20 protein-coding genes are annotated in these 22,815 nt (G+C 61.6%); 10 read left to right on the forward strand and 10 right to left on the reverse strand.

All coding sequences use genetic code 11. The features are described from left to right. Positions 1–79 precede the first annotated feature (79 nt). Positions 80–1,993 carry a bifunctional diguanylate cyclase/phosphodiesterase gene (locus tag AC07OE_RS09745; protein ID WP_495070364.1) on the forward strand — a complete coding sequence of 638 codons (1,914 nt, stop codon included), beginning with the start codon at positions 80–82 and terminating at the stop codon, positions 1,991–1,993. Next, positions 1,980–3,302: an HD-GYP domain-containing protein gene (locus tag AC07OE_RS09750; protein WP_495070365.1), complete on the forward strand. Its 1,323-nt coding sequence runs from the start codon at positions 1,980–1,982 to the stop codon at positions 3,300–3,302. Before AC07OE_RS09745 ends, AC07OE_RS09750 begins: the two co-directional genes overlap by 14 nt. A 210-nt stretch (positions 3,303–3,512) precedes the next feature. On the opposite strand, the gene AC07OE_RS09755 is transcribed toward AC07OE_RS09750, so the two are convergent. From AC07OE_RS09755 to AC07OE_RS09765, 3 genes are all read right to left on the reverse strand, one after another. After that, positions 3,513–4,064: a flavodoxin family protein gene (locus tag AC07OE_RS09755; protein ID WP_495070366.1), complete on the reverse strand. Its 552-nt coding sequence runs from the start codon at positions 4,062–4,064 to the stop codon at positions 3,513–3,515. 72 nt (positions 4,065–4,136) lie between these two features. Beyond that, positions 4,137–4,547, reverse strand: coding sequence for a DoxX family protein (locus AC07OE_RS09760; RefSeq protein WP_495070367.1), 411 nt, complete (start codon positions 4,545–4,547; stop codon positions 4,137–4,139). A gap of 26 nt (positions 4,548–4,573) precedes the next feature. Continuing rightward, positions 4,574–5,275: a pirin family protein gene (locus tag AC07OE_RS09765; RefSeq protein ID WP_495070368.1), complete on the reverse strand. Its 702-nt coding sequence runs from the start codon at positions 5,273–5,275 to the stop codon at positions 4,574–4,576. Positions 5,276–5,394: 119 nt separating this feature from the next. On the opposite strand from AC07OE_RS09765, the gene AC07OE_RS09770 reads away from it, so the two are divergent. From AC07OE_RS09770 to gluQRS, 3 genes are read left to right on the forward strand one after another with little or no spacing between them, the layout of a single operon-like run. Continuing rightward, positions 5,395–6,336, forward strand: coding sequence for a LysR family transcriptional regulator (locus tag AC07OE_RS09770; protein WP_495070369.1), 942 nt, complete (start codon positions 5,395–5,397; stop codon positions 6,334–6,336). 60 nt (positions 6,337–6,396) lie between these two features. Then, a complete protein-coding gene (locus tag AC07OE_RS09775) occupies positions 6,397–7,440 on the forward strand; it encodes an NAD(P)/FAD-dependent oxidoreductase (protein ID WP_495070370.1) in 1,044 nt (347 codons plus the stop codon). Between the two features lie 8 nt (positions 7,441–7,448). Further along, positions 7,449–8,414 (forward strand): tRNA glutamyl-Q(34) synthetase GluQRS, encoded by a 966-nt coding sequence (gene gluQRS, locus AC07OE_RS09780; protein WP_495070487.1) that lies wholly within the window; start codon positions 7,449–7,451, stop codon positions 8,412–8,414. Here gluQRS and AC07OE_RS09785 read toward each other — a convergent pair. From AC07OE_RS09785 to AC07OE_RS09795, 3 genes are read right to left on the reverse strand one after another with little or no spacing between them, the layout of a single operon-like run. Next, positions 8,394–10,586, reverse strand: a complete 2,193-nt coding sequence (locus AC07OE_RS09785) for a diguanylate cyclase domain-containing protein (RefSeq protein ID WP_495070371.1) — start codon at positions 10,584–10,586, stop codon at positions 8,394–8,396. The two genes, gluQRS and AC07OE_RS09785, sit on opposite strands and share 21 nt — an antisense overlap. Before the next feature lie 25 nt (positions 10,587–10,611). Beyond that, on the reverse strand, positions 10,612–11,175 hold the full coding sequence (locus AC07OE_RS09790; protein WP_495070488.1) for an NADPH-dependent FMN reductase: 564 nt from the start codon (positions 11,173–11,175) through the stop codon (positions 10,612–10,614). Beyond that, positions 11,175–11,816, reverse strand: a complete 642-nt coding sequence (locus tag AC07OE_RS09795) for a glutathione S-transferase family protein (RefSeq protein WP_495070372.1) — start codon at positions 11,814–11,816, stop codon at positions 11,175–11,177. The genes AC07OE_RS09790 and AC07OE_RS09795 overlap by 1 nt, the downstream gene beginning before the upstream one ends. A 168-nt stretch (positions 11,817–11,984) precedes the next feature. On the opposite strand from AC07OE_RS09795, the gene AC07OE_RS09800 reads away from it, so the two are divergent. From AC07OE_RS09800 to AC07OE_RS09820, 5 genes are all read left to right on the forward strand, one after another. After that, positions 11,985–12,905: a creatininase family protein gene (locus tag AC07OE_RS09800; protein ID WP_495070373.1), complete on the forward strand. Its 921-nt coding sequence runs from the start codon at positions 11,985–11,987 to the stop codon at positions 12,903–12,905. A gap of 21 nt (positions 12,906–12,926) precedes the next feature. Continuing rightward, on the forward strand, positions 12,927–14,171 hold the full coding sequence (locus tag AC07OE_RS09805; protein WP_495070374.1) for a YncE family protein: 1,245 nt from the start codon (positions 12,927–12,929) through the stop codon (positions 14,169–14,171). Positions 14,172–14,255: 84 nt separating this feature from the next. Next, a complete protein-coding gene (gene trmB, locus AC07OE_RS09810; RefSeq protein ID WP_495070375.1) occupies positions 14,256–15,035 on the forward strand; it encodes a tRNA (guanosine(46)-N7)-methyltransferase TrmB in 780 nt (259 codons plus the stop codon). A 9-nt stretch (positions 15,036–15,044) separates the two neighbouring features. Then, entirely contained in the window at positions 15,045–15,983 is a 939-nt protein-coding gene (locus tag AC07OE_RS09815; protein WP_495070376.1) for a pseudouridine synthase, read from the forward strand. 127 nt (positions 15,984–16,110) lie between these two features. Then, complete coding sequence (locus AC07OE_RS09820; RefSeq protein ID WP_495070377.1) at positions 16,111–17,685, forward strand: EAL domain-containing protein; 1,575 nt, start codon at positions 16,111–16,113, stop codon at positions 17,683–17,685. Here the strand turns inward: AC07OE_RS09820 and AC07OE_RS09825 are convergent. The 4 genes from AC07OE_RS09825 to AC07OE_RS09840 are packed head-to-tail and all read right to left on the reverse strand — an operon-like array spanning position 17,682 to position 22,745. Further along, positions 17,682–18,788, reverse strand: a complete 1,107-nt coding sequence (locus tag AC07OE_RS09825; protein ID WP_495070378.1) for a rhomboid family intramembrane serine protease — start codon at positions 18,786–18,788, stop codon at positions 17,682–17,684. The two genes, AC07OE_RS09820 and AC07OE_RS09825, sit on opposite strands and share 4 nt — an antisense overlap. An 18-nt stretch (positions 18,789–18,806) precedes the next feature. Then, positions 18,807–19,850 (reverse strand): TIGR03790 family protein, encoded by a 1,044-nt coding sequence (locus AC07OE_RS09830; RefSeq protein ID WP_495070379.1) that lies wholly within the window; start codon positions 19,848–19,850, stop codon positions 18,807–18,809. Continuing rightward, a complete protein-coding gene (pabB, locus tag AC07OE_RS09835; RefSeq protein WP_495070380.1) occupies positions 19,828–21,564 on the reverse strand; it encodes an aminodeoxychorismate synthase component I in 1,737 nt (578 codons plus the stop codon). Before pabB ends, AC07OE_RS09830 begins: the two co-directional genes overlap by 23 nt. A 29-nt stretch (positions 21,565–21,593) precedes the next feature. Beyond that, positions 21,594–22,745, reverse strand: coding sequence for a transglutaminase-like domain-containing protein (locus tag AC07OE_RS09840; RefSeq protein ID WP_495070381.1), 1,152 nt, complete (start codon positions 22,743–22,745; stop codon positions 21,594–21,596). Positions 22,746–22,815: the final 70 nt, after the last annotated feature.

The raw sequence follows: 22,815 nt of genomic DNA on the forward strand, positions 1-22,815 counted from the left end.
CCCCTCGTAGAATTGCGCAGTAAAGGGTCAACATAAAACGCACCGGCAAGCAAACTGCTCAGAATATATCCCTCTCTCCATGTTGAACCCCAACAACCTGCGTAGCTTTGCCAGAACGCTCGTTATCGTCAATGTAGCGATCTTGGCCCTATTGTTGCTGACCCTGGCCCTTGCCCTCCAATCCAGCCGCCAATCCTATTTGGCACGTGCGCGGCAGGCTGCCGAGAATCTTGCCAGCACTTTGAGTTTGGCAGTTGGCGCAGAGATCAGGCAGGTTGATATTGTCTTGCGTTCAACAGCACTGCAACTTAACAGGTTGGATGCGTTGGGCAACCTCAATGCCGCGCTTGCAGCAAAAATAGCCGATGAACAGAAGGCGCAGGTGCCGCAGGTGGACACTGTGCGTTGGACCGATGCCAATGGCTTGGTACTCAACGCCGGGGGGCCTCCGATGGTTTCTGTGGCTGATCGAGATTACTTCCAGAAGGCCCGCAAGAAGCCGGATGAACTAACCATCTCAGAGCCCATCCGGGGCCGCATTCTCAAGAAATGGGGCATTGCGCTTGCACGTGCGCGTGTCGCGGAGGATGGCCGCTTTAAGGGCGTGGTGTACGCCAATTTGGCCAGCGATCATTTTGTAGATCTGTTTGACGACATTTTTTTGGGTTCAAAAGGCGCGGTGACACTGCGCGCGGAAGGCTCTCTTCAACTGATTGCACGCTATTCGCCGATGGAAAAGCAGACCACTGCCGCCATCGGAACTTCCAACGTTTCGGTGCAATTTGAGGAAGCGCTTGCAGGCAACCCTTTAAGTGGTCACTTCATCGCCCACGCAGCATTGGACGGCATAGAACGGGTATCAGCTTACGTGCGTGTGCCAGGGTACCCGATGGTATTGTTGGTCGGCCTGAGTACAGATGATTTCTACGCTTTATGGCGCAACGAGGCGCTGGTCTTGGCCTCTCTGACGTCACTGCTGGAAATATTAGTGATCGGGGCGTCAATACTCTTCTATAAGCGCCTTGCGATTCAGGTAGAAACCCAAGAAAAAATCGCCCGTCTGGCCGCGGAGCGGGAAGCTTTGCTGCAAAGTGGCTTGGTGGGGATGACCAAAGTAAAAAATCGCGTCTCACTATGGCACAACCATGCGCTGAGCGACATCTTTGGGTATGGTCATGGCGAATTGGATGGACACGCTACTCGCCTGCTATATCCCGACGAAGATTCATATGAACAAGTGGGCAAGGCTTACAGCCAATTGGCGGAGGGCGGCCAGTACCGCACGCAATTGCAATTGCTACGCAAGGACGGACGACTAATTTGGATTGACTTGAGTGGTACTTCACTTCCACACGGGGAGTCCTTATGGATTATGGTGGATATCACTGCTGTCAAAGAAGGCGAGATGCAGGCCAGGCACTTAGCACAGCGCGACTCCCTGACGGGCCTGGCGAATCGCATGCATCTGATGCAAGCCCTCGACTATGCTTTGCGCGACGCCGAACGAAACAATCGCAGTTTAGCGGTGTGTTATCTCGACCTGGACGGATTCAAGGCTGTCAACGACCAACATGGCCATGAAGCGGGAGACTTGTTGCTGCGGGAGGTCGCACGGCGACTGGTAGAAAGTGTGCGCGGCAACGATCTAGTGGCCCGCATGGGAGGCGACGAGTTCGTTATCTTGCTAAACGACTTCAATGAAACCACTCAGCTTGATATAGCGCTTCGTCGGCTGCTAGGCGCCATGTCTGAACCCGTAGACTTGGGACACGGGGCATCCGTTACTGTTGGCGCAAGCATAGGTGTAGCCCTGTACCCAGAGCACGCGGCGCAGGCGGATCTATTGCTCAAACTATCTGACCAAGCGATGTATGACGCTAAGCGCGGTGGTAAGCATCGGTTTCATATCTACAAAACACTTATAACCGTCAATGCTATTGAAGAAGTTCAGGCAGCTTGGCGCAAGCCTCGAGGCACACATGACGAATCCTGAACAGATATTTACCGAGCCCGACCACTTTACCCGAGCCGTCACAGAACTGGGCGAGAAGCGATCGGTTTTGACGACGACTGCAATCTTCAATGAAACAGGCGTGAAGATCGTTGAAAAAGGAACGCTAATTAACGCCGGCATGTACGAAAGGCTGATGCAGCACAAGCTGTCCCAGCCTATCGAAAATTCGGTTGCAACCACCCCGACCGTCAACGGCGACGTGCTGCGAAAGACCGCGGAAACTCTTTTCCGAGACATTTCATTTTTTGAGCGCATGGCCGCGGAACCTGGCGTGCGGGCCCTGCTGCTGGATTCGGTTTCTCATATTCCTTTGCCGCCACCCATTGCCTTTCAAGCAACTCTGTGCTGTGAAGTGCGGTATGAAGGATTTGTCCACTCTGTGCAAGTCGCGCTGATTGCTGCGTGGCTGGCCAAGACACCCACCGCATTGCGCTTTGACGTTGGCATGGCCGCATCTGCAGGCCTGTTGCATGACCTCGGTATGTTGCACTTGGATCCCATACTTTTGCAGCCGAAAAAAAGCCTCAGCAGAGCCCATCGACGTCAGCTGTACACGCACCCACTGATCTCCACCATACTGCTAAAGAACCACCGCGAATATCCCAAAGAAGTGATACGGGCGATAGAGGAACACCATGAATACCTCAACGGCTCCGGTTACCCACGTAATCTGGCAAGTGACGCAATTAGCCCGTTGGGCCGCATTTTGGGATTGGCCGAGGTTGTGTCAGCCATGTTCGGTGCTGATCGGGTCGCACCAGAGATGCGTCTGTCGGTGTTGCTGCGTATGAACAAACACCGCTTTGACGCGGTTTTGGTAGACCGGGTCATGCAGCTATTGAAACCAGAGCGTGACGCTGCCAGTGCGATAGGTCTTGTGTTGAACGACCCTATAAGGCGATTGTGCGATATCGAAGAAGCCATTGCACAATGGCCCAGTTCTTTGGTAGATGCACCTGATCTTTCTCCAGAACGACTGAAAGGTCTACATGAGCTTGCAAGGCAAACAACGCAGTTACGGCGCACCCTTGCTACTGTAGGCATCGCACGCGAACAGTTGCTCCAGATTGGTGATGTCGAAATGGACAACACTGTAAAAGTAGAGCTGTCTATGTTGGCGCTGGAGGCCGCTTGGCAATTGCGCGCCATGGCGAGGCAAGCACGGCGTCGGTGGCGTGTTGGAGTCGACGGTGTTTACCCTGCTGAGATGCAAGTGTGGCTCGATAGGGTAGATGCTTTGGTAGCGGAAGGTGGCGCTCAATCCAGTATGGAAGAACTTGAAGCGTAGTCGATGGGACAGAATCTCAGATCGGCCGACCAGTCAATTGCACTGTTTAAAGCTTTCGGAGCAGGACTACAAATTCTCCTATAGCCCCTTGAGCGACCGCAGTTGGCCCAAAACAGCCCTGCTACAAAACTCACCACTTGCGGTCCTCCACAAAAAAGCCCCCTGCACTCACGCGCAGGGGGCTTGGCTTCAGCGTAAAACGCTACTGACTTAACCGCGCTTGGCAGCCAGCGCAGCAATGCGCTCGCCGTACTTACGGCCAGTTTCCAGGTCGCCGGGGTTCATTTCGTCGGCACTGGCATCACCCGGGGTTTGGGCGATGGGGCCAGCGTTGGAGGCCATGTAGTTGATGTCCGTGCGCTTGGCGGCCTTGGTGTTGTTGAACGCAATGCCGGTACCGACCCACAGGCCTCCGTGTTGCATGGCCAGGGTCATGAAGTAGTGCAGAGTGGAGTGCTTGTCGCCGTCCACGTTGGCACTGTTGGTGAAGCCGCCAAAGATCTTGTCCTTCCAGGCCTGCACATACCAGGGCTTGCTCGACGCGTCGGCGAACTTCTTGAACTGCCAGCTCACGCTGCCCATGTAGGTGGGCGAACCGAAGATGATCGCGTCAGCCGCGGCCAGGGTGTCCCAGGCGGCTTCGGGCACATTGCCTTCAGCGTCGATGGTGATCAGGTCCGCACCGGCGCCCTGCGCCACGGACTGTGCCAGGCGTTGCGTGTGACCGTAACCCGAATGAAATACCACTGCTACTTTTGCCATGTCAAAGCTCCTTGAAAAGGTGAAGGTAAAGGCGAGAACGAAGGGCCCGCTGCGTGCGGGCCCAAAGGGGGATTACTTGCCGCGCTTGGCGTCCAAGCTCAATGCGCCGGCGCCGAATGCCACCAGGGCCAGCAGACCGCCGGCAATGGCGATGTTTTTCATGAACATGATCTGGGTAACCATCACTTGGTCAGCAGGCACAGACCAGTAGGGGTGAAAGAACACACCTGCAGCCAGTGTGAACACGGCCAGTGCCAGTGCAGCGAGGCGAGTCTGGAAGCCCAGCAGCAGCGCGATGCCACCGCCAGCTTCGGCCAAGATGGCCAGCACGGCGCCCACGGCGGGCAGCGGTAGGCCCACCGATCCGATGTAGCCCACGGTGCCGGCAAAGCCTGCAATCTTGCTGATGCCTGCAGGCACAAACAATGCAGCCAGCAGAATGCGCGCGGCCAGGGCCAGGGGGTTTTGGAATTTGTCAAACATCACTCTCTCCTTCGTTGGTTAAAAAATCAGGCTTCCAGGTCAAACACCAAGACTTCGGCGTTGGACCCGTGGGCCAGGGTAATGCGGCTTTCGCCCTCCAGCAGTGCCGCATCACCCGTCGTGAGTTTGGCACCGTTGACTTCTACTCCACCGCGCAGCACCTGTACGTAGGCCTTGCGGGCGGGGTCCAAGGCCAGTTCGGCGCTCTGTGCACCGTCAAACAGACCGCTGTAGAGCTTGGCATCCGCATGGATCAACACGCTGTTGTCTGCGCCGTCGGGCGACGCTACCAGCCGCAGCTTTCCCTGCTTCTCTGCAAGGTCAAAACTCTTTTGCTCGTAGCTGGGCGGGATGCCACGCACATTGGGCTCGATCCAGATCTGGAAGAAGTGCGTGGTCTCGCCCTGGGCGTGGTTGAACTCACTGTGCTGCACGCCGCTGCCGGCGCTCATGCGCTGCACATCACCGGGTGGGATGCCCTTGACGTTGCCCATACTGTCCTTGTGCGCCAGATTGCCCGACATCACGTAGCTGATGATTTCCATGTCGCGGTGGCCGTGGGTGCCAAAGCCGGTGCCGGGGGCAATGCGGTCCTCGTTGATGACGCGCAGGTTACCCCAGCCCATGTGGGCGGGGTCGTAGTAGCCGGCGAACGAAAAGCTGTGGAAAGACTTGAGCCAACCATGGTCGGCTTGGCCACGGTCTTGGGATTTGCGTAAGGTCAACATACGGTGTCCTTTCTCTGGGTGTCTTGCTGATGGAGTGAACTTTAGGCTTCGGGAGGGTGTTTTCCATCCATGTTGTTTGATGGCATCATTCAAACCAATTCAACTTAAAGGCATGCTTCATGCAAAACGCCCGTGACTTTCTGACCCCGGATGCACTCTCCATGCTCCAGACCATCGCGGTGGCCGGCAGTTTTGCCGCTGCGGCGCGCGAGATGGGTATGGTGCCCAGCGCCCTGACCTACCGGGTGCGCCAGATTGAGGATGCGCTGGACGTGCTGCTCTATGACCGCAGCTCACGCCAGGCCCAGCTTACCGAGGCCGGGGCCGAGCTGTTGCGCGAGGGCGCACGCCTGCTGGAAGACATTGACGCCGTGGCCAACCGCGTCAAACGTGTGGCCACAGGCTGGGAGCCCCAGCTCACCATCGCCGTCGACACCGTCATCTCCAAACCCACCATGATGGAGCTGTGCGAGAGCTTTTTCAGCCAGTCGCCGCCCACACGCATCCGCCTGCGCGAAGAGACCTTGTCGGGCACGCTGGAGGCATTGACGCGTGGCCAGGCCGACCTGGCCATAGGCGTGGGGCCCGACTCGGCGCGCACGGCAGGGGTGCACAGCAAGCCGCTGGGCCACATCACCTTTGTTTACGCGGTGGCACCGCACCACCCCCTGGCCAATGCGCCTGAGCCGCTCAGCGACGACGTCATCCAGAAACACCGCGCCGTGGCCGTGGCCGACTCCATCAGCCGCGGTGCCGGCCAGACCTTTGGCTTGCTCAGCGGGCAGGATGTGTTCACCGTGCCCACCATGCATGCCAAGCTGGACGCCCAACTGCGTGGCCTGGGCGGCGGCAACCTGCCGCGCTACATGGCCGACAGCTACATCGAGACAGGCCGCCTGGTGGTCAAACGGACCGAGCGCGCCCAGCGCCAGGTGCCCCTGCACTACGCCTGGCGCACCAGCAAGGCCAACCAGCAAGGCAAGGCGCTGCAGTGGTGGCTGAGCCAACTGGAAAGCGCCACCACACGCAACGCGCTGCTGGAAGAACACCGCAGCGCGTAAGCTGGCGAGCCCCGGCCAGCGTGTATAAAGACATCACTACAACTATTGGAGATTGCGCCCATGACCACACCGCAACATATCGCTATCGTGGGCGCCGGCATGGCCGGTATCGCTTGCGCACGCACGCTGGTGCAAGCGGGCCACCGTGTCACGGTGTTTGACAAAAGCCAGGGGTTGGGTGGTCGCATGTCTACGCGCAGCAGCGCATTTGGCACGTTTGACCATGGCGCGCAGTACTTCACGGTGCGAGATGCACGCTTCGAGCTGGCCCTGCAGACCACGCCCGGCCTGTGCCGCCCCTGGAGCGCCAACACCGTGCGCGTGCTTGACTCCCACGGCCGCGTGGCCGCCGCCGGCCTGCCTGCGCGCGAGTCGCACTGGGTACCTACCCCAGGCATGAATGCCCTGGTCAGCGCCTGGGCCAAACCGCTCACGGCAACCGGCAGCATAGAACTCCAAGCCAAGGTTACGGCCATTGAACCCGATGCTCTGAACAAGCAACAGTGGCAGCTACGCACCGCAGGTGATGGCGGAAGCAGCCATGTGTACAGCGGCTTTGATGCCGTGGTACTGGCCATTCCCCACCCGCAGGCCCAGGCCCTGCTGGCCACCACGCCCAAAGGTGCTGCCCTGGCCAAAAAGACCGGCAAGGTTTCCGTGGCTCCCTGCTGGACGCTGATGCTGGCCTATCCCCAGGCCGTGCAACCCGGCCTGACAACCCTGGGCCCGCAGTGGAACGCTGCACGCAGCACCCACCACCGCATTGCCTGGCTGGCGCGCGAGTCCAGCAAGCCCGGCCGCGGCCGCGTCGAACGCTGGACCGTGCAGGCCAGCGCCGCCTGGTCGCAAGAACATTTGCAGGACGACGCCCCCCGCGTGCAGGCCAAGCTGATCAAGGCGTTTGCCGAGATCACCGGCATCCGCGCCGAACCGGCCCATGTGGATGTGCACCGCTGGATGTATGCCAAGACTGAAAAGGCCTTGGGCACCAGCCATCTGTGGGATACCAAGGCCGGCTTGGGTGTGTGCGGCGACTGGTGCCTGGGCCACCGCGTGGAAGATGCCTTTGTCTCCGGACTGGAGCTGGCACTGTCTATGGCGTGACCCAGCGCATGAGCTACCGGGGGCGCTTCGCGCCCTCCCCCACGGGCCCGCTGCATGCGGGCTCGCTCGTTGCAGCGCTGGCCAGCTGGCTGGACGCTCGGGCGCATGGGGGCCAGTGGCTGGTGCGTATCGAAGATGTGGACACGCCGCGCTGCGTGCCGGGCGCTGACCAGACCATCCTGCAGCAGTTAGCCGCCTGCGGCCTGCAGTCTGACGAAGCACCGGTCTGGCAAAGTCAGCGCAGCGCGTTGTACCTGCAGGCGCTGGACCAACTGGTGGCCGCCGACCTGGCCTACCCCTGTGCCTGTTCTCGCAAAGACATTGAACTGGCGCTGGCTGCCCAGGGTGGTGGCAAGTCGCGGCACGGTGAACTGGTCTACCCCGGCACCTGCCGCCATGGCCTGCACGGCAAAACGGGGCGCACCTGGCGCTTACGCACCGACAGAGATAGTTTTGAAGGAAATAAGCCTCTAGCCCCCATAAAACCTACGCAAACAGCTCCTAAAACCATAGCACCTATAGATCCGTCGCTGCATTGGACCGACCGCCGCCTGGGCCCCCAAAGCCAGAACGTGGCCCAGGAGGTGGGCGACTTTGTGCTCAAACGGGGAGACGGTTTGTGGGCCTACCAGTTGGCCGTTGTGGTGGACGACGCGGCGCAAGGCATCAGCGATGTGGTGCGGGGCGAAGACCTGACCGACAACACGGCACGGCAAATTCTGCTGCAACGGGCACTGGGCCTGCCCACACCGCGCTACCTGCACACCCCGCTGGTGCTGGGGACCAACGGCGAAAAACTCAGCAAGCAAAATGGTGCCCAGGCGCTGGACACCGCCACCCCCGAGGCGGCATTGCACGCCCTCCAACAGGCTGCCCGCATGCTGGGGCTGCCCGCAGCACCAACCCATTCCAGCCGCGGCGACCAACTTGCGCTCTGGACCCAGGCGTGGCGCTCAATCCAGATCAGCCGCTAGGGTATCTCCGGCCTCTGCCTCGCGGTCGGAACGCCGCTTTTTCATGTGCGCCTTGGACTGGTACATGCGCTGATCGGCCTCAGCAATGCAGTGGTCCAGCGAGACATCGGCACCGCTGCGCATGGCGTGGCCCATGGCGGCGCTGGGCCGGCCCCACTCGCCGGATACCGCGGGGTGGCTGGTTTGGGCGCAGCGTTCACGCAGCGCCTCTAGGCTCAGCAGCACCTGGGGCTCCTGCGTGGCCGGCAGCACCATCAAGAATTCGTCGCCCCCAATGCGGAAGAAATGCCCCTGGGGCCACTGCTGGCGCACCAGGTCCGCAAACAGCACCAACAGCGCATCGCCGGCCGCGTGACCAAAACTGTCGTTCACGCGCTTGAGGTTGTTCAGATCCGCCACCACGATGGCTTGCGGGTAGACGGCTGGAATTTCCTGGTCTGCCTTGTGGCTGAAGTAGTTGCGGTTGTGAAAACCGGTTAGCGGGTCGGTGTAGAGAAACTGCTCACGCTCAGTGAGGAACTGGGTGCGTGCCTTTTGCTCCGCCAGCTTGCGCACCACTTTGATGACCACCAGCAGAATGCCGACCAGCACCACCAAAAGCCCCGCCACAATCAGAATTAACTGCCGATTGGCCTCGTTGCGCAAGGCCGGAACGCTCTGGATGCCGGCGTACTTGGCATCCTCAAAACGGATCAGCGGGATCACCTTGTCCATGATGGACGCCAGTTCGGCTTGGCGGCGGCTCACGCCGAAGTACACGAACGAGTCCTTGGAGGTGTTGCCCCGTTTGACCACATCGGTGTAGCCCAGGCCGTTGATGTAGAACTCCACCACGGTCGGGTTTTCAATCATGTAGTCCACATCGCCGCTGCGCACCAGCCGCAGCGATTCCATGATGTCGGCCGTGCGCACAATCTGCGGGTTCTTGAGGTTCTTGCGCAGATACTCCTCGTGCCAGAAGCCGTCAATCACGGCCACCTTCTTCCCGTCCAGGCCGTACACATCCTGCACCGGCGGGCTGCTTTTCAGGCCGACGATGATGTCGCGCTCATTGCTGATGGCATGGGGAAAGATGAAGTCCTTCAACCGGTCTTCGGTCTTGGCCATATTCACCACATCCACATCCCCCGTGCGCGCCTTTCCCATGATCTCGGCAAAGCTGCCGCTGACCACCTTGAAACGTATGCCCACGGTATCGCCAATGCGCTTGAGCATCTCGCCTGCAATGCCCCGGTACTCGCCGCTCTCGTAGTAGTCGAACGGCAAATAGTCCTCGGCCACGCCCACCGTGGCGGTGCCGCTTTTCTCCAACCAGCGCAGCTCCGCCTCGCTGAGCCGCAGGATCTTGCGGTTGTACAGGCGCTGTGCGCTGTCCTTCATGGCGCGGATGGCCACTTCGCGCTGCGCGATGTACTGATCCAGAATGCCCGCCAGCACCTGCTCGTCCCTGGCCACGGCCATGGTCATGTCCGAGGTGATGGCCCGCAGCTCTGCCACCAAGGCCAGCTTGGGGTGCGCATAGAGAAACTCATACTCCAGCCCGCCGCCTGCCGTCACAAAGCCATCCACCTGCCCACCCTCCAGGGCTTGCAGGCCCTTCTCCTGCTCGTCAAACTCCACGGGCTGCAGGTGCACGTTGGGAAACTCGCGGGGCAGTTGCTCGATGACAAAGTCGTTGCGGATAAAGCCAACGCGCTTGCCGTCCAGATCACCCAGCGTCTGCACCGTCGAATCGTTGCGGGCGAACACGGTGTAGGGGTACTTCCACACGGGCCGGGTAAACCGCATGATGCGCTCGCGTTCAGGCGTAGGGTTGGCGCCATAGAGGATGTCGATGTCCCCCTGCACAAACCGGCTGTACGCGTCGTCCCACCCCTTCACCTGGGCGGGCACCACGCGCAGCCCCAGTTGCTCCTGCATGTCCTTGAGCAGCGCGTGCAACAGGCCTATGCGGTTGCCGCGGAACTCAAAGCTGTCCATGCCTGCAAACGGGTCAAACCCCACGGTGTAAGTTTTGCCCTTGTGGGCCGCCAGCCAAGCTTGTTCTTCGGCGCTGATCTTCAGGCCCTCGGGTGCCGCCTGCGCCAGGCCTGAAGTCAAACTGCCCAGTACCAACAGCACAGCCACGCGCAGCCAGGCGGCGTAACGCGGAAGCAGGCGGGTCAACAGCATGGTTGGGCCTTGCAGATGAGTGGGGTTATAGAGGATGGGCCGCCGGCAATTCTGCAGGCAATGTCCGGCGCCCCGCAACCGCATCGGCCAGCGCCTGCAGCGCGGCCTGAATCGCACTGGCGATGGCGGGGGTGGCCACCATGCCCTCTTCATCCAACCGGGCACCGACCAAAGGCAGCGTGACGGAGGCTGGCTCCACAATCACCGCGGCCATGGTGGTCAACACCTCGCGCAGGGCATCGTCCGCATGGTGGGCCCGTGGCGAGGCGTTGAGTACAGCCACGGGCTTGTAGGCAAAGGGCTCAAAGCTCACCAGCCAGTCCAGCGCGTTCTTGATAGTGCCCGTCATGCCATGCGCGTACTCGGGGCTGGCAATCAGCAGGGCATCGGCCTGCGCCACCTGGGCGCGGAACTGCTGTACGGCCAGCGGCGGTGCGGCTTCCAGGTCCGGGTTGAACAGAGGCAGCTCGCCCAGACCGGGACACTGCGGGACCTCGATGCCCGCGGGCGCGAGTCGGGCTGCGGCACGCAGCAGCGCAGAATTGATGGACGCGGCGCGCAGGCTGCCCGAGACCGCCAGCAAACGCATCACCATTTGGGCGCGATACGTGCACCGGGCATGAGGTCATAGGGCGCGACCCAGCCCGACAGTGCCTTCATGCGCTGCGCCCAGGCACCCACATGGGGGTAGCGGGTGTGCAGGTCCAGGCCGTTTTCCTCTTCCGGGTAAAAGGCGTAGCCACACATGGAGAAGTCGGCAATCGTGGGCGCATCGCCCACCATGAAGGGTGTGTGGGCCAAGTGCTTGTCGACGATGTCAAAGGCAACCTCAATCCGGCCCTTAAGCCAGGCCATCACGGCCGGATCGGGGGCTGCGGGGCCAAAGGATTTGCTGAAGCGGTAGCTGGCAAAGTAGCTGGTGAACTTGTGGTTGTCGAACAGGATCCAGCGCAGCACCTCCAGCTTTTCCTCGGGCGTGGTGCCCCCAAAGGCGCCATGCTTGTCAGCCAGGTAAGTAAGGATGGCGCCGGACTGGGTGATGCGGCGCGCGCCGTCTTCCAGAATCGGCGCCTCGCCCATGGGGTTGGTGGACTCGCGCCATGCAGGGTCGCGCGAGGCGCCGTTCATGAAGTCCAGAAACACGGGCTCATACGGCTGGCCTAGGGCGCGCAGGAAAAAAGCCACCTTGAAACTGTTGCCCGATTGGGCGAAGCAATGCAATTTGTACATTACGTATGTCCTCTAAATTCGGTAAATAGTGCCTCGAAAAGCCTTAAATTTGACGCGACGGCTATTGGGGCAGCAAAGATCATGATCCAATTCATGAACCTCCAACGCAGATCTGGTCTTCCCAAGTGCCTTCACTCGTGAAAGATACCACCTGCCACCCCAAGAATCATGCTGCTTTTTCTCGCCAAATTTGGACAATGCCTCGACGCCTCGAAGGCTGTGGCCCTCAGCCGACACTCAGGCGCAAGGGTAACCGTCATACTCGTTGCGGGCCTATTGGGCCTTTGCCAACTGGCCCCAGCAGCGGCAATATCTGCGGCATCGCTAAAAGCACCCGCAGACAGCGTATTCCTCGAAAATCTGACGTCCTTCGAGCTCAAAAGCTTGATTGCGAACGGAACCACGACGGTCTTGGTTCCTATTGGTGGCACCGAACAAAACGGCAAGCACATGGCGCTGGGCAAGCACAACGTGAGAGTGAAATATCTTGCGGGGACGATCGCGCAGCGACTTGGAAATGCGGTGGTCGCCCCGGTCGTCGCCTATGTGCCAGAGGGCTCCATTGCGCCGCCCGCGGCCCATATGCGCTTCACTGGAACGATCTCAATCCCGGATGCCACCTTTGAATCACTCTTGGAATCCACCGCAAAAAGCTTGAAACAGCACGGATTTCTGCATGTCATATTCCTGGGCGACCATGGAGGCTATCAAAAGAATGAAGTAAATGTTGCCAATAAAATCAATGCGGCAAAAAGCTCAAATCCCGGCTTCGGCGTGTTCGCTCTGGCCGCGTATTACGAAGCTTCGCAAGGGCCGTGGATTGAAGTGTTGCGAAGCAAGGGCTTCTCCGACGCAGAGATAGGTACCCATGCCGGTCTTTCGGATACATCCCTCATGATGGCCATCGACAAGTCCTTGGTTCGGGACAAGCTCCTCGACAGTGGGGTTGCAATGAGTCCCTCCGAGGGGGTGTATGGCGACCCCCGAAAGGCATCTGCCGAGTTGGGCGCGATCGGCGTTGAACTCATTGTGAGCCGGTCTGTGAAGGCAATTCAAGATGCGTTGACCAAGATGTCGACGCAGAAATAGGTAAATGGATCAAGGTAGTTTGTGGTTTTCAAAATTCAAAAGTTTTTCGCATTAGCAGTCTTCACTATTTTGCTGGTCATTGGGGCGCTCAAAGTCTCAACATTTTCAATTGCAGCAGACCAACCCGACGGGCTAGACCTCAAGGCCAGTTCTGAGTTGTTTTTGAATGTGTACCGCAACGCCAGAGCCGACAACTTGAGTCCCGCGGTGATGGATGACTTGAACCGCGTCTATGTACCCGAGCTTCGTGGCAACTCCGTTGCTGTCATAGATCCAGAGACACTAAAGGTGATTGACCGCTTTTCTGTGGGCCGTAGCCCCCAGCACATCATTCCCTCCTGGGACCTGCGTACGCTCTGGGTTGCCAACAATGCAGAGCGCCGCAAGGATGGAAGTCTTACGCCTATTGATCCACGCACGGGAAAACCAGGTACGCCCGTGAGCGTGGATGACCCCTACAACATGTACTACACGCCCGATGGGCAACATGCCATTGTTGTGGCGGAAGCCAAGCACCGTCTTGATTTCAGAGACCCCAAGACCATGCAACTGGAGTACTCCATTGAGGCCCCGCAGTGCGGGGGCATCAACCACGGAGATTTTTCCTCCGATGGGGGATACGCCATCTTTACCTGCGAGTTCGATGGAACCATCGTAAAAATCGATTTGGACCAAAAATTGGTTATGGGGTACCTCAAACTGACCCTACCCAAAACACGCTACCGAGACAGCACGGGCCCCGCGGCCCCCTTGGAATCAGAGATTTGTACCTCTACCAAGGCCATGCCTCAAGACATACGCATCGCTCCCAACGGCCGCCTCTTCTATGTGGCCGACATGGAATCCGACGGCGTACACCTCATTGACGGAGAAACTCTCACCGAAGTGGGGTTTATTGCAACAGGTGTCGCTGCCCACGGCCTTTATCCCAGCCGGGACGGGAACAGCCTGTATGTCACCAACCGCGGATCTCATGCGATACATGGAAAAAAGAATGGCCCGGGCAGCGTCACGGTCGTCAACTTTTCCACGAACACGGTGACTGCCAACTGGTCCATCCCCGGTGGAGGGAGCCCCGACATGGGCAACGTCAGCGCAGACGGAAAGTGGCTCTGGTTGTCGGGACGCTATGACGATGACGTCTACCGTTTCAACACCGCATCAGGCGCTGTCGACAAAATCCATGTGGGCAGTGAACCACACGGGCTTACCGTCTGGCCACAGCCCGGCAAATTTTCCCTGGGCCACACGGGAAACATGCGCTGACCCGCACCTTCGATCGTCCAAATCCAAGATTGCTGCCCGCCTGCCTACAATGCAGGCCCTAGCCTTGCGCCACCGTTGCTGACCATGACCACCCCTACGCCCGACTCCACCCCGCCTGAGCAATCCGCCGAAGAAGGCGCCAAGCCCTTCATGCGCACCATCAAGAGCTTTGTGAAGCGCGCGGGCCGCATGGGCAGCGGGCAGATCAAGGCGATGGAAGAGCTGGGACCGAAATTCCTGTTTCCCTACCAACCATCTGCTATCGATTTCGAAGCTGCTTTTGCAGGAGCGGCGGGGGCTGGCGGCCAAAATGGTGCCAAACGCCCTGTGGTGCTGGAGATCGGCTTTGGCATGGGCGAGGCCACGGCCAAGATTGCAGCCACACTGCCCGACACCAACTTCCTGTGCTGTGAAGTGCACGAGGCCGGCGTAGGCGCCCTGCTCAAGCGCATTGGCGAAAACAACCTGACCAACATCCGCATCTGCAACCACGACGCTGTGGAGGTCATCGACCATATGCTGCCATTGGGCAGCCTGGACGGCGTGCACATCTTCTTCCCTGACCCCTGGCACAAGACCAAGCACAACAAGCGTCGCCTGATCCAGAGTCCGCTGGTGGCCAAGCTGGCCGCCCGCCTGAAGCCCGGCGGCTACCTGCACGCGGCCACCGACTGGGAGCCTTATGCCCAGCAGATCCTGGAAGTGCTGAGCGCCGAACCCAAGCTCAAGAACCGCGCGCTGGCCAACCACCCGGAGCTGGCCGGATACGCGCCCAAGCCACACTACCGCCCGCTCACCAAGTTCGAGAACCGCGGCATCAAGCTGGGCCATGGCGTGTGGGACGTGGTCTTCGAGCGCATCTAGTCCGCTGGCATGGCGCGCCCCCGCCCCAATGCCCCGCCCCCACGCAACGGGGTGGGCCCGAGTTCTGTCGTGCTGCCCCAGGGGCCCTGGACCACGGTGCTGGAATTTCTCGTGCAACGCTTCCCCGCTATCAGCCAGCCCCAATGGCTGCAGCGCCTGCAGGACGGCGATGTGGTGGACGACGTCGGCCAGGTGCTGACGCCGCAAGAGGCTTACACCCCCAAGCGCAGGCTCTACTACTACCGCGCACTGGAAACCGAGCCGCCTATTCCCTTTGATGAGGTGGTGCTGTGGCAGGACGAGCACCTGCTGGTGGTGGACAAACCGCACTTTTTGCCGGTCATGCCCTCGGGCAAATACCTGCAGGAAACCGTGCTGGTGCGCCTGAAAAACCGGCTGGCCCTGCCCGACCTGACCCCCATCCACCGCATCGACCGCGACACTGCGGGACTGGTGCTGTTCTCCATCAACCCCGCGACCCGCAATGCGTACCACGCCCTGTTTCGTGACCGGGTGGTGGACAAAACCTACGAGTGCATCGCGCCCTGGAACCCCGCCCTGCCCTGGCCCGTCCACCGCGAAAGCCACATCACCGTGGCCGCGCACTTCATGCAGCAAACCGAGGTGGACGGGGCGGTGAATGCCATCACCGACATCACCCCGCTGGAAACCCTGGGGAAGTGGGCGCGTTATCGCTTGCACCCCCTGACTGGTCAGCGCCACCAGCTGCGCGTGCACATGGCGGCGCTGGGCCTGCCTCTGCTGTTTGACGGTATCTACCCCACGCTCACGCCGGAAGACTCCACCGACTACGCCCGCCCGCTGCAACTGCTGGCCCAGCGCATTGCCTTCACCGACCCGCTGAGTGGCCAGCCACGCCAGTTTGACAGCCAGCGCCAGCTGCTCTCGCTGCAGGACTTGCAAGAAATTGACCGCCAGCCCCTGTGAAATATGCGCCAACAGCTCCTAAAATAATAGCGCCACACAAGCCGCATGGCTGGCGGTACACTGCGCCAGCGCTCTGCATGTTCGTCCCGGCCGCGAGGTGTCTTTGAACAAGAAGCTGACCATCACCATGGCAATCCTCGCCGGCCTGCTGGCCGGAGCGGTCCCGGTTGTCGTCTCCCTGCACCTTGCCCAGCAACAAAGCCTGCAGGCCGAACAAGAGCACATGCTGGGCTATGCCCGCGACGTGCTGCTGCGCTCCGAGAACACCACGCGCGAGGCCTACCGGGGCATAGACCGCCTGATCCAGGCCCGTGCCCAAGACCCCTGCTCCGCCACACAGATTGCACTGATGGGCGAGATTGACCTGGTGTCCGCATCCATCCAGACCATGGTCTATATCGACAAGGGACAGTTGGTCTGCACCTCGCTGGGCAAACTTCCCCAGGCCTTGCCCGTGGAGGCCGAACAAACGGCCACCATCAAGGAAGGCGTCACGCTCTACACCAAGGTAAAGCTGCCGTTTGCGCCTGGCGTCACCTTCATCGTGCTGGAACACGGGGGCTACGCGGCGGTCATCCACGAGGCGATCACGCTGGACATTCCCACCAACCCGGCCAACGTGTCGCTGGCTACCTACTCACCGCGTGCGCGCAGCATCCGTTCCTCGCGCGGCTATGTGCGCCAGGAGTGGATGGAACACCCGCGCCCCGACGGCGAGACCACTTTTGTCGCCGACGGCTACCTGGTGGCGCTGGTGGAGTCGAGCCACTTTTCCACCGTCACCATGGCCGCCGTGCCGCTGTCGCAGCTGCATGCGCGCACCGTGGCGGCCGCCAAAAACCTGGTTCCCCTGGGCATTGCCGCCGGGCTGGCGCTGGCATTCCTGGTGCTGCTGGCCACCCGCCAGCAAATGGCCCTGCCTGCAATGATCCGCGCCGGGCTGCGGCGCGGCGAGTTTTTTGTGCTGTACCAGCCCATCGTGAACCTGCAGACCCTGCAGTGCGTGGGGGCCGAGGCCCTGGTGCGCTGGCGCCGCACAGACGGCAGCATCACCCCGCCCGACCGATTCATTCCCGCGGCCGAAGAGTCCGGGCTGATCCAGTCCATCACCCACCGTGTGCTGGCGCTCTGTGCACGCGACCTCAAGGACTTGCTGCAGCGCCATCCGGGCTTTCATCTGGGTGTCAACCTGTCTTCGGTCGACCTGCAGTCCAACGACACCATCACCCATCTGCGCACCCTGAGGCAGGCCACCGGTGCCGGGCCACAGCAACTGGTCATGGAAGCCACCGAACGCGGACTGATGAACGCCGAGCAAGTGCGCGCCATCATCCACGGCATCCGCGCACTGGGCATGGAAGTCGCGGTGGACGACTTTGGCACCGGCTACTCCAGCCTGTCCTATTTGGGCACGTTTGAGCTGGACTACCTGAAGATCGACAAGTCCTTCGTAGACACCCTGGGCACCGACGCCGCCACCAGCCACGTGGCCATGCACATCATCGACATGGCCAAGAGCCTCAACCTCAAGATGATTGCCGAAGGTGTGGAAACCGAGGAACAGGCGGCACTGCTGCGCGCACGCGGTGTGCAGTTCGCCCAGGGCTGGCTGTTTGGCAAGCCCATGCCCATGGACGAACTGGCCAGGCGACTGGAAGAAGAAGCTACGCAAGCCGTAGCGACCCTGCCGCCAAGCACCTAATTGTCGTTGGCTGGCTTGGGGGTTTTGGCCTTCTTCAGGGCGTCGGCAATGGCTTGGGGGTCTCCGCTGCGCAGCTCCTGTGACAGCGCCCGGGCCGCCTCGGCCCGCTGCGCGGCGTAGGCCTGCAAGGCTTCCAGGGTCTTGGCCGATGGGGCAGCACCACCCGGTGTGGCCGCTGCCAGTTCTTCAAAGCTGCGCTGGTATCCGGCCGCCACCTCGGCGTCAATGCGACCGGCCAGCTGCTCGAACGACTGGCCGCTATGGGGCGCGACGTCCAGCAAACTGCCCCAGCGCTGGCTGATACGCTGGTCTTCCTGCAAGAACTCGGCAATCGACTCACGCGCCTTGAGCTCTTCACCAAACAGGTAGGCCGGCGCTGGCAACTTCCACACCAGCCCGGCAACGACCAGCACCAGGGCCAGGGCCGCGCCCCATTGCAAGCGCCGTGTGGAGGGACTCTGCGCCGTCCAGGGCCGTGCCAGCAGGCTGCCGATCAACGCGCCCGCGACAAATCCACCCGCGTGGGCTGCGTTGTTGATGCTGACAATGAACTGCCCCAGCCCCAACATGAGCGCAGAAAACGCCAAAGCGCCACCGAACAACCATTTGAACTCGCCGGCCTCCACCTGCCGGCGCTCACGCCACAAAAAGGCAAGCAAGGCCCCGTACAGGCTGAACACTGCGCCCGATGCACCGCCTGACACCGCCTGGTTGCCCTGCACCACCAGGGGCAGCAGGTTGCCCACAATGCCACTGCCAACGTACAGCAGCAGCAGACGCCACGGCCCTAACAGGCGCTCCACCAGGCGGCCTGCATCCCACAACGCCCACATGTTCACCGCCAGGTGCACCACGCCCCGGTGGACAAACATGGCGGTGACCATGCGCCACCACTGACCATCCTGCGTTGCCGGCCCGAAGTTGGCGCCCCAGGCCAGTTGCACCTCGTTGGGGGAATGCCACCACCCTGCACCGGCCAACACCATGGCAAGAAACACCAGCACGTTGACCGTGACCAAGGTGGTCACCATGGGCACCGTACGTGCGGGGCTGCGCATCAGGTCCGTGAGAGCGGGCGGGCGGGCGGAAGCAGGCAAAGTCATAGGTAGTGTGTGCGCCTCTCAGCGCCCAAACGGTGCTGCCAAGGGTTCCCCCACAAACACGCCTTGCGCGGGCCAGGCCACGCTGCGCCAGTAGGCCTCCAGGGCGCTGGCGCCCTGAGCGTAGTGCGCCAGCAGCAAGGTGGGATGGGGAAACTTCTGCGTGTGGTTGCAAGGCTCACTCACCGTGCCATAGCTGGCCGTGGCACCCGCCTCCAGCCAGTCCAGTGCACTCATCTGGCCCTGCGCGTTGAGGAGCTGCCCACCAAACGACGTAAGGTGGTCCGCCAGTGCGCCGGGTAGCCAGGAGATGCGCGCCATGTGCTCCTCGCGCAGCGTCCCGGTCTGGTAGAGGATCACGCGGGGCAAGGGATCTGATTGGCTGCTGTCCACACGGTCGATCTGCAGGCCCACGGCGGATACCACCGCCGCCTCGGGGAACAGAGGAGCGCGCACGTTGCGCGCCTTGTCTGGAGTAGACACGAACACGGCATGCGCCAACGGCACCCCGCGCTTGCCCAACTGCTGGTCCGCGGCCAGACCGCGGTCTATCAACGCCTTGGCACTGTCGATGCTGCGGGCGGCCAACAGCATGGAGGGCCGCAGACCGTCATCGGTATGCGCTGGGGTGAGCACGCGGTTGTACAGTGGGGAGGGCTTGCTGGGGGCGCACGTGTTTTTGCAGACCTCGGCATCAAAGCCCAGGGTGACGGCGGCGGTAATGCCATTGCACTCCACCGCATAGGGCTGGGCCCAGGCCAGTACCAAAGCACGGGTTTTGCCACCAAAGGCCATCTTCAGTTGCGCTTGAAAGGGTTCAAACTCGGCCGCACTGAGCACGGGCTTCACGGGCAGGTCCACAACCACCACCTGGCTGGCATCGAGGCCGCGCTGGCGCGCATAGTAGTCGCCCACCGCCACCGAATACGGGTCGGCCTGGTTGATCACCAACCCCAGGTCGGCGGGCAACAGGCGCTTGGGGCCCTGGGCCTGCACCTGTACGCCCACGCCTGCACCGATCAGCAACAGCGCGCAGAGCGTCCTACGCGGCCACGAGCTCAGCATCCAGCCACCCCCGCAAACTGTTGACAAAGGCCAGCCCCTGCGCACGCCGCAAGTCTTCAATGCGCACGACCGCCTCGGTCAAACGGCCACTTTGCAGGTGTACGGCCCGCCCAACGCCGGGCAACAAGCCACTGCTCAGCGGGGTCGTAACCCAGCGGCCATCCAGCAGTACCGCGACGTTGCCCCGCGTGCACTCGGTCACCTCACCCTGCGCATTGAACAGCACGGTATCGAACACGCGGGCGTCGGCAGGTGTGAACGCGTCGTAGTGCGCGCGGCGTGTGGTCTTGAAGCGCACAAACTCGCTGTGGGCCTCTGCCAACGGCGCATTGGCCAACTGCAGCCGCACGGGCTGCGGTGTATCCGCGAGCCCAAAGGCCTGGGCCTGAAAATATCCGTTGGCGGGCAGCAGCAATCGCACGCGGTACGTGCCCTGGGGATGGGTGGCGGCCAAGGTCTGCAGCGCCTGCAACGCGCGCGTCCGGTCCCATGGAGTGCCGAAGTGCTGGGCAGCTGTGGCCATGCGGTCCAGATGCAGATCGACGTGATGCAACGCCCCGTCCCGCAGCGCCAGGGTTTCCAGTAGTTCAAACGGCTGGCTGGCGCGCTCCAGAAACATGCGCTTGCTGCGCCACTCCTTCCACTCGCCTTCGGCCTGCGCATCAAAGGTAATGCCGCTGCCAATGCCACAGCGGGCCGCATTGCCTTGCACGGTGGCCGTGCGAATCGCCACATTGAAGGTGGCATGGCCGCCGGGTCGCACCACACCCACGGCGCCGCAGTACACGCCGCGTGCCTCGGGCTCCAGTGCCTGGATCATGCGCATGGCCTGCACCTTGGGCGCACCGGTGATGGAACCACAGGGGAACAGCGCTGTGAACACATCCAGCAGCGTGGTGCCGGGGCGCGTGGCTGCCTCCACATCCGAGGTCATTTGCCACACGGTGGGCAGTGCCTCCAGGTGAAACAGGCGTGGCACCTGCACGCTGTGCGGCTGGGCAATGCGTGAGAGGTCGTTGCGGATCAGGTCGACGATCATCACGTTCTCGGCCCGTTCCTTGGGCGTGTTGCGCAGCTGCGTGGCGTTGGCGGCATCGTCCACCGGGGTAGCGCCACGCGCGGCCGTGCCCTTCATGGGGCGGCTGAGGATGCGCTCACCATCCCAGTCAAAAAACAGTTCGGGCGACACGGACAGCACCTGCTCTGACCCGGCATCAATGAACGCGCTGTACGCACGCGGCTGTGCACGGCGAAGTGCCGCAAAGTAGGCCAGCGGACTCCCGGCAAACTGCGCTTGCAGCGGCGCCGTGTAGTTGACCTGGTACAGCTCGCCGGCCGCTATGGCGCGGTGGATTTCGGCCATGTTGCTGTCAAACACCGACCTGTCCAAGCCGGCGTCCCACACGACCGTGGGCTCCGCCGGGTTGTCTGCCAGGGGTTCTGCCAATGGCTGGGTGTGCACGCCAAACCATGCCAGCGGACCATCGGCTGCATGCACCTGAAAGGCGGCATCAAAGGCGGGCGCCGCCTCGTAGCGCACGTAGCCCACGCACCAGCGGCCTTGGCGGCTCAGCGCGTCTACCTGCGCCAACACCCCGGCCACCTCGTCCACCGCATGCGCCACCAGCACCTGATCGGGTACACCGAACGCCAGCCGCAGCGGAGCTGCGCCGGTGTTGTGCGGGTCACCAAAGTCGATCAGGGCATGGGGCATAGGCAAATGGGAGGCGCGAGTCAGGCCATTCAGGCAACAATTTCCTTGGCGCTGATTTGGTACTTGAAATCGTCGGGTGCGTAGGAGTCCAAACGGCCCGCCGCAGTCTCGGCCGCGGGGTACATGAAGAAGCCGAGCTTGGGACCCTTGGACTGGGGCAGCACCACGTCGTGCGCCACGTTGTAGGCCATCCAGTTACCTTCCCAGCCGCCAAACAGGCCCTTGTTCACCGGGGCCACCAGCGGGTTCTTGGCGGTCTTGATCCACTCGGGGGTTTCCTGGCGCATCACCTTGGCTACGTCCGCCGGGTCCATGCCCACCCAGCCGTGGCCCTTGAGGTACACCTCGGCGCGGCAGTGCTGCGCGCCCTTGAGGCTGGCGGAGTTGCCGCCCAGTTCGCGGTAGCCAAAGGCGCTGGGCGCCACGCGCAGGCCGTACACATCGCGTGCGGGAATGCCCACCGCGCGGCACAGGCCCACAAACAGCGCGTTCAAGTCGGCGCACTTGCCGCCCAGGTTGTTGGTTTCCAGCATGGTCTTGATGTCGCCTTCGCCACAGCCGCGCACCTTGGGTTCGCGGTAGGTGTTGGTAACGATCCAGTCAAACAGCATTTGTGCCTTCTCCACATCGGTCTTGGCGCCGCGGGTGGCTTCCACGGCCGTGCTGCGCACGATGCCATCGGTCGGCAGCAGGTCGGTGGGTTGGGTCCAGTATTTCAGCGTGGCGGCGTCTTCGGCCACAACGCCTTTGCGCGACCAATCCTGCTTGCGGTTTTGCGTCTGGATGCGGCTGGTCAGCTCCACATAGGGCTTAGCCTCGTTCTCGGCAAACTCCACAAACAGCATGCGCGCGCCCGTGGTGTTGTCGTCTTCGATGCGAGCCGCGCCATTGCTGCTGTAGCTGCTTTCCAGCGATTTTTGCCAGTCGCTGTTGACCGAGGGAATCGGCAGCCACAGGCGCGTGCCGCCCTGGGGCTTGGCAATGTCCACGCGGGTGGTGACCTCAAAGGTGCGCCAGGCACCGGGAACGGGAGAGAACTGGCGCTCGGCCGTGCTCGCCGATTGCGCAAAATTGATAGCAGGCAGCGCAGCGCTGGCGAGGGCTACAGCCGTTTTTTGGATAAAAGTACGACGCGAAGCCGCGCGGGAGGCCACGGGGGCAACAGAAGTAACGGGGGTCATACAGAGATCTCCGGGTGAATGAAAAGGCAGCGCGTACGGCGTAACACAAAGTACCCCGGGGTAGCGCAAG

The organism is Rhodoferax sp. GW821-FHT09E07 (assembly GCF_059416145.1).

Coding starts and splice junctions, on each gene's coding strand:
- AC07OE_RS09745 (WP_495070364.1), top strand. CDS start 80: ATGTTGAACCCCAACAACCTGCGTAGCTTTGCCAGAACGCTCGTTATC.
- AC07OE_RS09750 (WP_495070365.1), top strand. CDS start 1,980: ATGACGAATCCTGAACAGATATTTACCGAGCCCGACCACTTTACCCGA.
- AC07OE_RS09755 (WP_495070366.1), bottom strand. CDS start 4,064: ATGGCAAAAGTAGCAGTGGTATTTCATTCGGGTTACGGTCACACGCAA.
- AC07OE_RS09760 (WP_495070367.1), bottom strand. CDS start 4,547: ATGTTTGACAAATTCCAAAACCCCCTGGCCCTGGCCGCGCGCATTCTG.
- AC07OE_RS09765 (WP_495070368.1), bottom strand. CDS start 5,275: ATGTTGACCTTACGCAAATCCCAAGACCGTGGCCAAGCCGACCATGGT.
- AC07OE_RS09770 (WP_495070369.1), top strand. CDS start 5,395: ATGCAAAACGCCCGTGACTTTCTGACCCCGGATGCACTCTCCATGCTC.
- AC07OE_RS09775 (WP_495070370.1), top strand. CDS start 6,397: ATGACCACACCGCAACATATCGCTATCGTGGGCGCCGGCATGGCCGGT.
- gluQRS (WP_495070487.1), top strand. CDS start 7,449: ATGAGCTACCGGGGGCGCTTCGCGCCCTCCCCCACGGGCCCGCTGCAT.
- AC07OE_RS09785 (WP_495070371.1), bottom strand. CDS start 10,586: ATGCTGTTGACCCGCCTGCTTCCGCGTTACGCCGCCTGGCTGCGCGTG.
- AC07OE_RS09790 (WP_495070488.1), bottom strand. CDS start 11,175: ATGCGTTTGCTGGCGGTCTCGGGCAGCCTGCGCGCCGCGTCCATCAAT.
- AC07OE_RS09795 (WP_495070372.1), bottom strand. CDS start 11,816: ATGTACAAATTGCATTGCTTCGCCCAATCGGGCAACAGTTTCAAGGTG.
- AC07OE_RS09800 (WP_495070373.1), top strand. CDS start 11,985: ATGCTGCTTTTTCTCGCCAAATTTGGACAATGCCTCGACGCCTCGAAG.
- trmB (WP_495070375.1), top strand. CDS start 14,256: ATGACCACCCCTACGCCCGACTCCACCCCGCCTGAGCAATCCGCCGAA.
- AC07OE_RS09815 (WP_495070376.1), top strand. CDS start 15,045: ATGGCGCGCCCCCGCCCCAATGCCCCGCCCCCACGCAACGGGGTGGGC.
- AC07OE_RS09820 (WP_495070377.1), top strand. CDS start 16,111: ATGGCAATCCTCGCCGGCCTGCTGGCCGGAGCGGTCCCGGTTGTCGTC.
- AC07OE_RS09825 (WP_495070378.1), bottom strand. CDS start 18,788: ATGACTTTGCCTGCTTCCGCCCGCCCGCCCGCTCTCACGGACCTGATG.
- AC07OE_RS09830 (WP_495070379.1), bottom strand. CDS start 19,850: ATGCTGAGCTCGTGGCCGCGTAGGACGCTCTGCGCGCTGTTGCTGATC.
- pabB (WP_495070380.1), bottom strand. CDS start 21,564: ATGCCCCATGCCCTGATCGACTTTGGTGACCCGCACAACACCGGCGCA.
- AC07OE_RS09840 (WP_495070381.1), bottom strand. CDS start 22,745: ATGACCCCCGTTACTTCTGTTGCCCCCGTGGCCTCCCGCGCGGCTTCG.